This is a genomic window from Dictyobacter aurantiacus (genome assembly GCF_003967515.1).
In the GTDB taxonomy this organism is placed as follows: domain Bacteria; phylum Chloroflexota; class Ktedonobacteria; order Ktedonobacterales; family Ktedonobacteraceae; genus Dictyobacter; species Dictyobacter aurantiacus.
The window spans coordinates 3,683,870-3,697,516 of sequence record NZ_BIFQ01000001.1; the positions used below are offsets into that span (position 1 = coordinate 3,683,870).

A 13,647-nucleotide genomic window follows, 5' to 3' on the forward strand; every position below is an offset into this window, starting at 1 on the left:
CAGGCATCCCAAAGATTCTTTGCCGCCTGCGGCGGCGGAGTGAGGAGAGAGGAAGGTTGGGGGACACCCCCAGCCCCCCGGCAGGAGGGCTGGCGGCCCTCCTGCACCACCCGCTGATGAAAGCGGGGATGCAAAGGACGAGCTCAAAGCCGGGGCAAGCCCGACACCTACGGGGCGGGGATGCAAGGGGCGGCAGCCCCTTGACTGGGGGCGCGGGGGCTGTGCCCCCGGTTCTCCCCTCTCTCCCCCGCCGCCCGCAGGGCGGCATTAAAGGGGTGCAGGGACCTCCCTGCTGAGGCTTCGCCTCAGATCTTTGGAACCCTTTGACTTTCTGCTGGATAGCTGGCAAGATAAAGATAAGGATGTTGTTGATGATGGTGGTAGTGGGTGGTTTGTACAGGGTAATGAGGAGGATATCTCAAAATGAGGGATTCAGATAATAATGATTTTAACAATATGAATGACGATAAGACGACACCATATCAGCCTGTGCCACATACGCCTGATCAGCAGCCCGATGGCAATTTGAGTTCCTATTCGCCTGCATCTCGCAGTGGTGGGTATCCGAATCGTGAGCAGAGCTACCAGGAATACATGCAGCCGAGCGTTTATCGCTCAGCGCCACCAGCTTCTCAGGGGCAGCCGATGGATAGTGGTTATCGTTCGTCGGTACCGTCATCATCGTATCCGTCTCAGCCGGCGGAAAGAAGCCCGTATGTGCCGTACTCTTCTTCATCGGCAACTACCGAGGAGGGGCGGCCACGAACGGAGTATCAGAATAATAGCTATCGGCAAAGTGGTTATGTACCAGGAGATAATAATGGGGCGCCGTTTGGACCTCCTCCTGGTAATCAGCCGGGTCCGAAGCGGAAGGGCAATGGGTTGCGTACCGGCGCCATAATGGCTCTGGCACTGGTGATGGCTTTGGTCTTTGGCGTTGGCCTCTTCGCGGGCTGGCAGTTTAGCCACACGGGTACCGCCAGTATCGCGCCGGGTTCGGCACCGAGCAGCACTGGCAATAGCAACTCGGGTCTGCAGCCTGGAACGGCGCCGCAGCCAACCGTGCCGGCCCTGACCAATAACAATATGCAGGCGGTGCGTGAAGCGGTGGTCTCCAAGACGCGTCCGGCCGTGGTGCAGATTACTGTGCAGACGCAGAAGGGGACGGCCCTGGGCTCGGGTGTGATTATCGACAAGCGTGGCTATATCGTGACCAACAATCACGTGGTTGATGGTGTCACTACCGTTGACGAGGTCGTTCTTTCGGACGGCACCCGTATCCGGAACGCACAGGTCGTAGGTACCGATCCCGCCGATGACCTGGCGGTGATCAAGATCAATCCGCCGACCAATATGGCTGTGATCTCGCTGGGCGATTCTTCACAGTTGCGCGTGGGACAAGATGTGCTGGCGATTGGTAATCCACTGGGCAACACCCAGACCGTGACCAATGGTATCGTGAGCGCCCTGGGACGTAATGTCAGCGAGGGCAATGGCGCGGTTATTCCGAACGCCATCCAGACGGATGCGCCGATCAACCCCGGCAATAGCGGTGGCGCTCTGGTCGATCTGCAGGGCAACCTGGTCGGTATTCCAACGTTGACCGCGGTTGACCCCGAATTTAACTCACCGGCCAACGGTGTGGGCTTCGCCATCCCATCCAATCGCGTCCAGTTTATCGCTACCCAACTGATCAACAACGGTCGCGTACAGCACACCGGTCGCGCTGCGATCGGCATTAGCCCGACCGACGTTGACGCTACGTTGCAGATGCAGGATAACCTGGCCGTTGACCATGGTGTGTATGTATCCCGCCTGACACCGGGTGGGGCCGCTGAAAAAGCTGGCATTAAAGTCGGTGACGTCATCGTCCAGATCGACAATACAAACATCGATTCCACTCCATCGCTGGAAGATGCGCTGATCGCCAAGAATCCTGGTGATCGTGTGGTGGTCAAGTTCTATCGTGGTACGCAGCAAATGAGCGTCAATGCTACGCTGGGCGAGTTAAGCGCGGGCTAGCATTTGTGAGCTCGGGTTCCAAAAAATCCCCCTTCATTGCGAAGGGGGATTTTTTATGCGTTTAATCAGATGCGAGATCCGAACCTATGGTTGGGTTACATGGGTGGAGGTACGTTTCGGCATCACGGTTGTTGCCTGGCGTGAGCGGCGGCTGGCCAGCAGGACGCCGATGAAAAGGACGATCCAGCCCAGGGCCATGATGAGCCAGAAGATAGAGACGATGCCGAGAAAGCGGGCCAGGGTGCCGGCGGCTCCGTTCAGGATGGCACCTATAAATATAAAGATATTGGCCCAGAGGATGTTGCTGGTTTTGGTGCCGCCCATGCTGGCCTGCCTGCGCAGCATCTTCCATCCCGAGATGAGCGCGACTCCGGCGACGGCGACTACTCCCAGGGTATTGAGCAGGATGGTCATGACCAGCCAGGGTCCTGGATTCAGGGTGCCGGTGCCAGGGGTGCCGGCGATATGGCTGAGCATGGGCATGTTGATAGTGGCGTCCAGCACAAAGGTGGCGGCGATCAGGCTGAGCAGCAGCAGGAAGCCAACGCAGGTGCGGGAGAAGCGCGGCTTACTGATCAGGGCGATGCTGCCCATGCCCAGCCAGGAAGGCATGATGGCGCCTCCCAGTGCGTAGTAAACGCGGAAGAAGTAGGTGCCCGACACCGAGGTTGGTCCCACCAGTAGCATGGCCATATAGGCCAACGTCGCTATAAAGGCCATCAGCAGGGAGACGGACCAGTAGAGCTGATAGCTGCGCCGGCGTCCGATATACTGACGCAAGATGACGAAGGCAAATGCTCCGGTTACCAGCACATTGATGAGAGGCGGTACTAACAATAAAAATGTATTCACGGGCTATCTCGTTTTCTGCAAGTTTGAGCTTATGATAACATAACATGGCGCATGGCAGCGCGTGCTGATCGGTTGCCATTCGCTAGCATGTCTCTTTGACTAGAATATTATAGTCAGAATATAGCATAAACTACGTTCTTCGGCAGTAGTACCTATGGCCCGCGACGTTCTGTTGTGGTACAAAAAGTGGCGCCCGGCACTTTTTTTGTTCCCCAACAGTAAGGATTATATGCAAAATGGTGGATTTAGCAGAATCTGTGGCAATAGCGCTGGCTTCCATCCCATACGTCATTGGCGGAGCGAAATGAAGCTCGTTGTTCTGGAACCAGGCTGCCTCTGCGGAGAAGCGCGTGACAATTATCCCGATGGAGTGTATTACGTGCCACAATGTCAGGAAATACATCTTGAATATAATAATATCTCCCCTCTTCAGTTCGAGCCATCCAGATACCCTCGGTTTGATCCAGCGTAGGAATAACCATAGGTCAAATTCTCCTTTTTATGTCTGACAGGGATGATCTTTTCGTAATTGAGAAATACTGAAGATTGTTTTCTACGTTCAGGTAAAATACGCACTATATGGGAAGTGAAAGGAATGGCTTGATTGCAAGTGCAAAGGCATCGGGCAGATCTTATCTCTGAGTCGGCTTCTTAATTGTACTTAGTATATCATAAAAGCACCAGAAATACTAGCAATATAATAAATAAAGATATTTAAAAAATGCAAAATTTTGCGTTTTTATAAAAAATAGTGTATACTTAAAAAGTTACAAAAATATTATGATATATCGTATTTCCTCCATCAAGAAAACACTCAAACCGTATCTGAGATAATTGCTCGCGGCAAGTCACCAGATATTCTGTTGCTATCCTCCTAACAAGAGTGTTCTTTTGAAGAAGTGTCTGGTAGCCTTATCATATTGTCCCTTAATTTCTGCCCTTTGATACTTGCAAAAAAGTTTATCTGGAAAAAAACAGCGAAAAAATCAGAAATGTGCCTCCTGATCGTTCCCGAGTTTATCAAGAGAAGCCAGAACCAAAGAGACCGTAGGCTGAAAGCTATTTTACAGTTGTTGGAATATTGCGCGTAAGCAGTCGTTCAGGAGCAGTTTTACAAAGGAGACCACCGAATGATACAGCTTTTCATCTTATTGATAGCTCTAGTGGTCTGTCTATGTGTCTATGGTTTTGTCGTATATCGACGCAGGAGTGAGCAAAGGGAGAGAGACCGGAGGCGAAAGCAGTTTCATGATCGTGTTTAGCCTCTTCTACATATATAGGTGATCATGCGGTAATGCGTATGTTCTGCGCGTGATACCACATGTGGTAACTTGCCGTGTGCCATATCACGTACAGGGTGAATTGAGAAAGAGAAAGAGATGCCGTACCAAACACCCTATGATCTTTTGATCTCCGGTAAAGCACAATGGAACACCTGGCGAAAAACGGACTATGATGTGCAGGCGTTGGAGCCTGATCTCCATGAAAAAGATCTGCATGGCGAGAATCTTCAGAGCATTGATTTTCACCACGCTGACCTTACAGAGGCAAATCTGCAAAGCGCGGATTTACGGGGTGCTAATTTGCAGGATGCCGATCTGCGCCATGTTAATTTAAAAAATGCAAATCTGAGCCATGCAGATCTTCGAAAAGCCTGTTTGCGTGGCGCCGATCTCCGTGGCGCCGATCTTTCACACGCCAACCTTGCAGGTGCGGATTTTAGCAACGCGGACCTGCGTGGGGTATCTTTAGAGGGCGTCAACATCACAAAGACCATTTTTATCGATGCAAAACGTGATGCTATAGCAACTTCTCAGCGGCGCTAATTCTAGTACGTTATGATGAGCCAGGGGCCACAAATGCGGCGTGGCATCCATCGTGGATGCCACGCCGCATTTGTGGCCCCTCTACTATCGCGAGCGGAAGCGGTATTTTTGTTTAAAGATGTAGAAGCCCAACCCACCGATTATGAGTAGCAGGAGTCCCAGGCGCAGGCGGCCCGGCCCTTCATTGATGGCAAAGGTGTGAACGAGTGGATCCGACGGCTGTACGGTCTGTGTCTGTGGCGGTTGCGCGCCGACGGTGGATGGTTGGTGCTGCGTTCCCCCCGGTACGGTCCCACTCGCATGTGGACGGTTGTTTGGTTGCACGCTGGAAGGAGTCGCATGCCCGGTTGATGTGCTCTGGGCTTGCGGCCGGGAAATGCCACTGTTCGCGGTACCTGCTGAGGTATTGGATGCTCCACCTCCTCCAGATAGGGGTAGCTGTAGCGTCGAGAGCATGAAGCAGATGCCGACGACGGCGACCAGGCTGCTGACCAGGCGCAGGGCGGGATGCCAGCTACGCCTGGCGGAGGCGTCGCGTGCCGCGCGCTGCTGCAGTCGCGCTGGCAACGAAATGGGGGTGGGTGTGGCCGCCACTTCCTGTTGTGGCGCGGCGGCCGTTTCATCAATCTCGGGAACCTCCCATGAGATATCGGCGGGCAGGACGAATGAGCGCGGCAACTTCGGTGCCGGCAGTGAGCGCAACAACTGTACCGTCTGTCGCAGATCAGCAAACTCCGATTGACACTGCTCACAGGCCCGCAGGTGCGCGCGATATATGGCTTCTTCTGGTTCTCCCGTGGAAAGCTGGTCGTCGAGCAAAGCCGAGAGTTCTTCTGTTGTCAGATGCCGATCAAGTTCAGACACGCGTATACTCCGTTAGATTATCCATCACTATTAGAGAGACGATAATTCCGTGGTAAAAGTTCCCTGTGTTGTTGTAAATAGGTACGCAGACGGGCGCGACCACGCGAGATGCGTGAACGGACGGTCCCCATATTAGCCTGGATGGCCTGGGCGACCTCTTCGTAGGAGAGTCCCTGAATGTCGCACAGAACGACTGCCGTACGCTGCTCAAGCGGCAGCTCCTGCAGGCCTTGCTGAATGAGATCCTGCAGCTCCTGCGTCAACATATATTCTTCGGGATTGCCCTCGGATCCGCTCGCGGTGAACGCATCCAGCGAACCGGCGGCATGTGGTTCCGTCTCGTCGGTGAGCAATTCGAGCGAGGCGGTAGGATGGCGTTGGATGCGACGCCAGTGGTCGCATGCCAGATTGGAACCGATGCGCAGTAGCCACGCGCGGAACGAAGCTCCCCCGCGATAAGTACGGATGGCCCGGAATGCCGAGATAAACGCGTCCTGTGTCACGTCTGACGCCGTATCGTAATCGCCGAGCATGCGAAAGACAGTACTATACATCACCTGCTGGTACTGCTCAATGAGCTGGTTAAATGCTTCGATGTCTCCTTGCTGGCTACGGGCGATGAGTTTCTCCTCTTCGTCTCGTGCAAGCTTATCCATGAGGCCCTCGCTTATTGCTATTTGCGCCAGTTTACCATATTTTACACGCCAAAGCTATTATTTTACCCGTTGAAATCGAGAGCGTGTCTTGCCTCGTCGTATTGGGGCACGTGATCGCCCCCGCACGGGCGTCCGCGTGCGCGGCCGCACAGGTTTTTAATAATAGTGGTGCATGGGGTGGGGTGCGCATCCGCGCACCCCACCCCATGCACCACTATTAAAATGTCTCTGAGCACCGCAGGTGTGAAAGCGGGGAGGCGCAGGAGGGGCTCGCCGCCCCTCCTGCCGGGGTTTGGGCGAGCATGCTGGGAGCATGCTCAAGTCCCCAAAATCCCTTCCATTCCCTCTCCCGGCCGCAGGCGGGGGAGATAAATTGTTAGCTGGCTGACACGACACTCTAGCTGTGACACGGTATAATAGCAACGAATAACAATTATGAACACACGTGTTTGCTTCGCTGTGGAAGCCTACATATGTATGAGCCGTTCGTATGGCCCAGGGGCGTGTTCTGCTAACACTAACGAAGCTGATATCTCGATGGAGGATCTGCTATGCCGACTACTCTAGATGGTTTAGAGGACATCGTTGCAACCCATTCTCGTATTTGCGACCTGGATGGCCAGCTGGGAAAATTGAGCTACTATGGCGTAGATATTCATGACCTGGCGAAATTTTCTTCTTTTGAAGAGACTGCGTACCTGCTGTGGAATGGCGTATTGCCGACACAGACGCAGCTGGAAGATCTGCGTGCGCGTCTGTGCGCGCAGCGTGCCCTGCCCGCTCAAGTTCTTGAGCTGATGCATCTGCTCCCTAAAACGACAACCCCGATGGATGTGTTGCGCACGGCAGTTTCGACGCTGTCGGCTTTTGATGGTCATCTGGATGATACATCAGCCGAGGCCAATCATCGCCGCGCCGAGCGTCTGACGGCGGTGATGCCGACGATTGTGACCAGCTGGGAGCACATTCGCCATGGACGTGAGCCGATCGCGCCGCTGTCGGAACATGACCATGCCACCAACTTTTTGTATATGCTGACCGGCCAGGTGCCGGATGAGTATACCGCGCATGTGCTGAATGTGGCCCTGGTGCTGCATGCCGACCATGAGCTGAACGCCTCGACCTTCGCGGCCCGCGTTACGGCCGCTACGCTGGCCGATATGTATGCCGCCATCGCCTCTGCCGTGGGTACCCTGTCGGGCCCCCTGCATGGAGGCGCGAATGAGCAGGTTATCCGTATGCTGTTGCGCATCGGTGAAGTCGCGAACGCCGAAGCGTACATCGAGGGAGCCCTGAGTCGTAAAGAGCGCATCATGGGCTTCGGACATCGCGTCTATCGCACCGAGGATCCGCGCGCCGGCTTTCTGCGCGGCATGTCCAAAGAACTGGGACAGCGTAGCGGTGAGAACAAGTGGTTTGAGATGTCGCAGATCGTTGAGCGCGTCGTCAAGGAACGCAAAGGGCTCTACGTGAACGTTGACTTCTACTCCGCCTCCGTGTACTACACAATGGGGATTCCGATCGACCTGGATACGCCGATCTTTGCCTGCAGCCGCGTGGCTGGCTGGACCGCCCACGTGCTGGAGCAGTACGCCCATAACCGTCTGATTCGCCCGCGCGCCGAATACGAGGGCCCCAAAAACGTCCCTTACACGCCCATTGACGAGCGGAACTGATACACACACTCTCTCTCGTACTTCCCTCCCACTAGCAGGAAGTGCGGCGCCTACGCTAACAGGCGCTGCACTTCCTGTTTTAGTTCCTCATAGTTTTGATAGCGCTGCGTCATATCCTCGCTGAGCGCCTTGCTCAAGACGCGTTCCAGGGCCGGTGAGACCGCTGGATTGAGCAGGCGAACCGGGGGATAGGCGGGATAGTGCGGAGGGGCGACGTTGGTCAGGGCGTGGTGCATGCTGGCCGCGAGGGCGTAGATGCAGGTGCGCTGATCATATACTTTGTCCTGAATCGGGAGGTAGGGCGAGACGGCCAGCTTGCGCGTGGTGCGCCTTCCCTGCCCGCGTCCGCTGCGCTGTGGTTCCTGAGGTGGTGGCGGTGGCGCGATCTGGAAGCCGGTTAAGAAGACGCGGCCACGCTGAGCCTCGATCAGGATCGTCTCGGGCGAGATGTCGTAGGTGCGCAGCGGCGGACGCTGTTTCTCCAGGGCCATCAGGATGTTAAGCAGGCTATTGATATAGGCGAGCACCTCGCGCTCGGACAGAGGATGCAGGAGTTTGGTGAGGCGCTCACCCAGGCTCTCACTATCGATATAGTTAAAGACCGCGTAGTAGTATTTCCCCTCGGCGAAGCGGCCGAGCATATGGGGGAGCAAGGGATGGTTGAGCCGGGCCAGTGGATCGGTGGCCTGGTCGTAGTAGGCCACATCGCGGGCGCGCTGTGATAGTGGCTCATCGGTACACTCCCAGCGCTTCAGCACGACGTGCTGCCCCGTCTGGGCCTCCCTGGCTACCGCCGTCATAATCCCGGACTCCTCGGTCTGCTTCAGGATACGCTGAATGGTGTAGCGTCCCTGGCGTACAGTGATGCCGATCAATGGGTTGCCCCGCAGTTGTGCGGGTGGCAGCGTGAGGCGGCCGCAGCTGGAGCAGCAGCGCTGTCCGAAGCGGACCTGCGCGTCGCAGTACTGGCAGTAGCGGTTGTCGTATTCGGCGCCGCAGAACGTACAGCGGCGCGCGCCGGTGCGATTCTGCTGGCCGCAGAGCTGGCAGACGTAGCGCTGTTTGGCCGTGTTGACGGCCTGAATATAGTCTTCGGCGAACTCACTAATGCTGGCGTAGCGCTGGCGATAGTCTTTGGACAGGGCGCGCAGCAGGACGGCCGAGACCTCGACGGGGATGCGCGGATTCCATTTCTGTGGTGAGGGTGGAGGCTCCTTCATGTGGGCGTTCCAGATATCCTCCAACTGTCGATAGACGAACGGGGGACGCCCACTCAGGAACTCGTAGCAGCAGACGGCCAGGGCATATTGATCCGAGTGGCGCCTGGGCGCCCCCTGCCACTGCTCCGGTGGCATGTAGGCGGCGGTTCCGGTGATCTCGCCCAGTGAGGCATGGGTCTGCATCCCCAGATAGTAGGCGGTGCCAAAATCGGCCAGCAGGATCTGCCCGTTGCGTCCGATCAAGAGGTTGCCGGGCTTTACATCCTGGTGTACCAGGCCATTCTCATGTACATAGCGCAGCGCATCGGCGGTCTGCTGGATATAGGGGACCAGTTCTTCCGCGTAGGTCTGGCGACGACTGCCATCGGGGCGGCGGAACAGGTCGTTGATCATGTGGGGCGCGTATTCCATTACAAAATATGGCTGTTGACTGCCGCTAATCTGCCCGAAGTTATAGATGGGCAGGATATTCGGGTGCTGCATGTTGGCGATGCGGCGCGCTTCCTGAAAGAAGCTCGCCTGCGCTTTAGCGTTAAACTGGTCCCTGCGCAACACCTTGAGAGCCAGGATGCGGCTGAGCGGATTCGGCTCGCGCACTTTGTATACATACCCGTAGCTGCCTGCGCCAATAAAGTCCATTACTTCGTAGATCCCAATCTGCGCTCCCTGGACCAGGAAGTCACAATATTGGCAGCAGACGGTGCCGGCGGGATTATCATGTTTTCCATGTGGATTGAGACAGCGGGCCAAGTTGTTGTCCTACCCCTTCTGCTTAAAAATGAGAGCTGCATGAGAATGGTGTGAATGCCACCTCCACAGGTATCTACGTCTCTGCGAGGTTCTGGTTACGCTTTCATCTGGATCGCTTTTCCCATGAGCTGAAATGGCGCGTTTCGCGCTTGCCCGGCGTATCACAAAGAGAGTAATGCTATTTTTATTATCGCCACAGAAAAGGGGTACGCAAATGATTGAGCAAAACGATGAGAACTATCGCGCTAACGCCAATCCACAGGGACAACTGGTGCGGATCGGGGCTGAGGCCGTCGATCTGAACGGCATCCTGCATATTCCGCAGGATGCACGCGGCCTGATCATCCTGGCCCACGGCATCGAGGATAGCGAGAAGAATCCCCATCAGAACGTGATCGCGCTGGCCTCAGCCTTCCAACAGCACGGACTGGCCACGCTGCTGGTCGATCTGTTCTCCAGCAATGAACTGGCCCTGGATGCGCGCACGGCTTTCTTCCGGGAGAACATCGATATCATGCAGCAGCGCATGGTCGGGGCAGCCGAATGGTTTTTAGAGAATCCATCGACTAATACTCTCTCGATTGGTTACTTTGGCATGAACGAGGTCGGGGCGGCGGCTATCGCGGCAGCCACCTCGCGTCCCGATATCGCAACGGCTGTGGTGGCGGTGGGCGACACAGGCGGCCTTGGAGATGAATACGCGCCACGCGTGCTGGCTCCCACCCTGCTGCTGGCGGCCGAAGGAGATAAGGACGCGGTCGAGCACCACCGGCACCTGCTGAATCTGCTGACGGGCGAGAAGAGGCTGGAGATCGTCCCCGGCGAGAACTCCCTGTTTGAGAACCAGCGTGGCTTCGATGAGGTGGCGCGCCTGGTCGGTGGCTGGTTCGCCCAATGGCTGGTCCCCATCGTGTAGGAGGGGCGTTCTCGCGGGTAGAACATATGGCGAAGGTGATCGTGCGCCGAGAGGAAATCGGACGCGAGGTCCGAACATATGGCGAAGGCTGGCTTCTCCTTGCGGGGAAGCCAGCCTTTCTGTACGATACGATGCACCAGCGATGGGCGTTAGGGATTTTTTTCCAGGAATTTGTTGATCTGCTCCTGTTCGAGGTCGGTCAGGCGGAACTCGGCGGCCATGATCATCTCTTCGACCTGCTCGACGTTGCGTACACCGACGATGGCGGCGGTGACGGCTGGATTCTGTAGCGTCCAGGCGACCGCGACGACTCCGGCGGTGACGTTGTGCGGGAAGGCGATATCATTGAGGATGTTGGCTAGCTCCAGGTTGCGCGAGAGGCGTGGCTCCTGGAACTCGCTGTCGCGCTGACGCCAGTCGTCCTGCGGCATGTTCTGGATGCGCTCTTTGCTCATGCGACCGCTCAGCAGGCCGGAGGCCATCGGCGAGTAAACGATGACACCGATGTTGTTCTGCTCGCAGTACGGCAGGATCTCTTTCTCGACGTCGGGATGGACCAGCGAGTACGGTGGCTGCAGCGTCTCTACGGGGGCGATCTTTTCGGCGCGCTTCATCTGCTCAACATTAAAGTTTGAGACACCAATGTGGCGTACCTTGCCCTCTTTTTTCAGTTGTGCCAGCGCGCTCCAGCCCTCTTCGATATCGGGATCGGGATTGGGCCAGTGGATCTGGTAGAGGTCGATGGCGTCGATGCCCAGGCGCTTCAGGCTAGCCTCGCACTCGCGTTTGATGGAATTGGCGTCGAGGCTATTGCTGACCTTGCGGCTGTCGTCCCAGACGAGCGAGCACTTAGTGAAGATATAGGGCTTCTCACGACCCTTGATTGCCTTGCCAACGATCTCTTCCGAGTGGCCAAGACCATAGACGGCGGCGGTATCGATCCAGTTGATGCCAAGCTCCAGGCCGCGTTTAATGGTCGCGATCGACTGCGTATCATCCTGGCTGCCCCAGGCGAATTCCCAGTTGCCACCGCCGATAGCCCAGGCCCCAATACCGATGGGGGTAATTTGCATGTCTGTTTTGCCGAATTGGCGTGTATGCATACTACATCCTTTCGTCTCTATCTACATGGTTGTTATTTGTCCGTTTCTCCTTGTTATACGTACCAATTTGCCTTCACGTGACAGCGGAAACGGCGTTTTGCCGCACGATGGCTCTTCAATTATAATAATGGCTCTTCAATTGTAGTATAAGATCCCCGCCTGATGCCCCATCTTCTCGTGATACAATGGACTCAACTGTGCCGTTTTCCAGTTGTTAAGAAAGTGTTTTGCTTTCATGATCATTACTGGCGGCATGCCTTATCTTTCGCACCTCTGGTGCTCACGAATCAGTTTATATGGTGGTGCATGGGTCGCGCATCCGCGCGACCCATGCACCACCATATAAACTAGCGCGTCCGCGCAGCGGACGCGTTCGGAGGTTTTCTATGCTCAATATTGATGCTGTGCGTACGCATTTTCCCTCACTCGCTTCAGGGGCGACCTTTTTTGATAATCCTGGTGGCACCCAGGTGGCGCAAGAGGTGATCGAGCGTATGCAGCGCTATTTTCTGCATTCCAACGCCAACCATGGTGGCGCGTTCCGTACCAGCCAGGCTTCGGATGCCGTGGTGTGGGAGGCGCGCGAGGCGGTGGCCGCCTTCCTGAACGCGGCCCGCCCGGAAGAGATTATCTTTGGTCAGAACATGACGAGCCTGACGCTGCACATCAGCCGCAGCATCGCGCGCCTGCTGGAGCCCGGCGATGAACTGGTAGTGACGCGGCTGGACCATGATGCCAATATCGCACCCTGGCTCTTGATCGCCGAGGATCGCGGCTGCCAGGTGCGCTGGGTCGATTTCCATCCCGAGGATTGCACACTGGACATGCAGGCGTTGGAGGAGGCGATCTCGCCGCGCACCAAGCTGGTAGCGATCGGCTACGCCTCGAATGCCGTGGGTACGATCAATGACGTCCACAGGGCAGCGCAACTGGCCCATAGCGTGGGCGCGCTCTGCTTTGTGGATGCTGTGCAGTACGCGCCGCACAAGAGCATCGATGTACAGGCGCTGAACTGCGATCTGCTAGCCTGTTCCGCCTACAAGTTCTTTGGCCCCCATACCGGCATCCTGTATGGCAAGTATGATCTGCTGGAACGCCTGACGGCCTACAAGGTGCGCCCGGCTGGCAACCATACTCCCGACAAGTTTGAGACCGGTACACAGAGCTATGAATCGATCGCAGGCGTGCTGGGTGCCATGGAGTACTTTGCCTGGCTGGGAAAGACCTATGGTACCACAGAGGGAGCTCAGAACGAATCGCGCCAGCAGACGCTGAGAGCGGGAATGGGGGTCCTGGAGGAGTATGAGCACTCATTGAGCCTGTCCCTGCTGCAAGGGCTGCAAAGCGTGCCAGGATTGCGCGTATGGGGTATTACTGATGCTGATCGCATGGCCGAGCGTGTTCCCACCTTCTCCTTTACGCTACCCGGCTGGAAACCCGACGCCGTCGCCGAACGGCTGGCCCGCGAAGAGATCTATGTCTGGAGCGGCAACTTCTATGCCCTCGCCGCCCTCGAACGCCTGGGACTGGAAGAGCAGGGCGGCATCGTGCGCGTCGGCCTCGCCCACTACAATACCCACGCCGAAATCGAGCGCCTGATCAACATCCTGCACAATCTATAAAGCATACATTATGTAAGAGGATGGGGCAAGGGAAATCGGCCGATTTCTCCTCTCTCCACGTAAGCGTTTAAAGAAACACGTAAATGTTTCTTTAAAGATGAAATAAAAAAAGGGGAAGGGGACGGCTCACCCAGTGCCGT

The 13,647-nt window shown here is 56.2% G+C and carries 10 protein-coding genes; 5 read left to right on the top strand and 5 right to left on the bottom strand.

Annotated elements, in window-relative coordinates; genetic code table 11:
- Window positions 1-423: 423 nt before the first annotated feature.
- The gene (locus KTT_RS14910; RefSeq protein WP_235845731.1) at window positions 424-2,022 is read left to right on the top strand and encodes a S1C family serine protease; all 1,599 of its coding nucleotides are present in this window, start codon (window positions 424-426) and stop codon (window positions 2,020-2,022) included.
- Between the two features lie 84 nt (window positions 2,023-2,106).
- On the opposite strand, the gene KTT_RS14915 is transcribed toward KTT_RS14910, so the two are convergent.
- The gene (locus tag KTT_RS14915; protein ID WP_126596725.1) at window positions 2,107-2,874 is read right to left on the bottom strand and encodes a hypothetical protein; all 768 of its coding nucleotides are present in this window, start codon (window positions 2,872-2,874) and stop codon (window positions 2,107-2,109) included.
- 1,379 nt (window positions 2,875-4,253) lie between these two features.
- Between KTT_RS14915 and KTT_RS14920 the strand changes: the two genes are divergently transcribed.
- Window positions 4,254-4,700, top strand: coding sequence for a pentapeptide repeat-containing protein (locus tag KTT_RS14920; RefSeq protein WP_126596726.1), 447 nt, complete (start codon window positions 4,254-4,256; stop codon window positions 4,698-4,700).
- A gap of 84 nt (window positions 4,701-4,784) precedes the next feature.
- Here KTT_RS14920 and KTT_RS14925 read toward each other — a convergent pair whose 3' ends face one another.
- Window positions 4,785-5,564: an anti-sigma factor family protein gene (locus tag KTT_RS14925; protein WP_126596727.1), complete on the bottom strand. Its 780-nt coding sequence runs from the start codon at window positions 5,562-5,564 to the stop codon at window positions 4,785-4,787.
- A gap of 17 nt (window positions 5,565-5,581) precedes the next feature.
- Window positions 5,582-6,220, bottom strand: coding sequence for an RNA polymerase sigma factor (locus KTT_RS14930; RefSeq protein ID WP_126596728.1), 639 nt, complete (start codon window positions 6,218-6,220; stop codon window positions 5,582-5,584).
- A 551-nt stretch (window positions 6,221-6,771) separates the two neighbouring features.
- Here KTT_RS14930 and KTT_RS14935 point away from each other — a divergent pair.
- On the top strand, window positions 6,772-7,896 hold the full coding sequence (locus tag KTT_RS14935) for a citrate synthase (protein WP_126596729.1): 1,125 nt from the start codon (window positions 6,772-6,774) through the stop codon (window positions 7,894-7,896).
- Between the two features lie 50 nt (window positions 7,897-7,946).
- Here the strand turns inward: KTT_RS14935 and KTT_RS14940 are convergent, their stop codons facing one another.
- Window positions 7,947-9,866 carry a protein kinase domain-containing protein gene (locus KTT_RS14940; RefSeq protein ID WP_126596730.1) on the bottom strand — a complete coding sequence of 640 codons (1,920 nt, stop codon included), beginning with the start codon at window positions 9,864-9,866 and terminating at the stop codon, window positions 7,947-7,949.
- A 214-nt stretch (window positions 9,867-10,080) separates the two neighbouring features.
- Between KTT_RS14940 and KTT_RS14945 the strand changes: the two genes are divergently transcribed.
- Complete coding sequence (locus KTT_RS14945; protein WP_126596731.1) at window positions 10,081-10,782, top strand: dienelactone hydrolase family protein; 702 nt, start codon at window positions 10,081-10,083, stop codon at window positions 10,780-10,782.
- 149 nt (window positions 10,783-10,931) lie between these two features.
- Here KTT_RS14945 and KTT_RS14950 read toward each other — a convergent pair whose 3' ends face one another.
- Window positions 10,932-11,885, bottom strand: a complete 954-nt coding sequence (locus tag KTT_RS14950) for an aldo/keto reductase (RefSeq protein WP_126596732.1) — start codon at window positions 11,883-11,885, stop codon at window positions 10,932-10,934.
- Window positions 11,886-12,271: 386 nt separating this feature from the next.
- On the opposite strand from KTT_RS14950, the gene KTT_RS14955 reads away from it, so the two are divergent.
- Window positions 12,272-13,507: a cysteine desulfurase-like protein gene (locus KTT_RS14955; protein ID WP_126596733.1), complete on the top strand. Its 1,236-nt coding sequence runs from the start codon at window positions 12,272-12,274 to the stop codon at window positions 13,505-13,507.
- The last annotated feature ends 140 nt before the right edge of the window (window positions 13,508-13,647 follow it).

Excerpts from the sequence above, each read along its gene's own strand:
- KTT_RS14930 (WP_126596728.1), bottom strand. The coding sequence starts at position 6,220 with ATGGATAAGCTTGCACGAGACGAAGAGGAGAAACTCATCGCCCGTAGC.
- KTT_RS14910 (WP_235845731.1), top strand. The coding sequence starts at position 424 with ATGAGGGATTCAGATAATAATGATTTTAACAATATGAATGACGATAAG.
- KTT_RS14920 (WP_126596726.1), top strand. The coding sequence starts at position 4,254 with ATGCCGTACCAAACACCCTATGATCTTTTGATCTCCGGTAAAGCACAA.
- KTT_RS14950 (WP_126596732.1), bottom strand. The coding sequence starts at position 11,885 with ATGCATACACGCCAATTCGGCAAAACAGACATGCAAATTACCCCCATC.
- KTT_RS14935 (WP_126596729.1), top strand. The coding sequence starts at position 6,772 with ATGCCGACTACTCTAGATGGTTTAGAGGACATCGTTGCAACCCATTCT.
- KTT_RS14945 (WP_126596731.1), top strand. The coding sequence starts at position 10,081 with ATGATTGAGCAAAACGATGAGAACTATCGCGCTAACGCCAATCCACAG.
- KTT_RS14955 (WP_126596733.1), top strand. The coding sequence starts at position 12,272 with ATGCTCAATATTGATGCTGTGCGTACGCATTTTCCCTCACTCGCTTCA.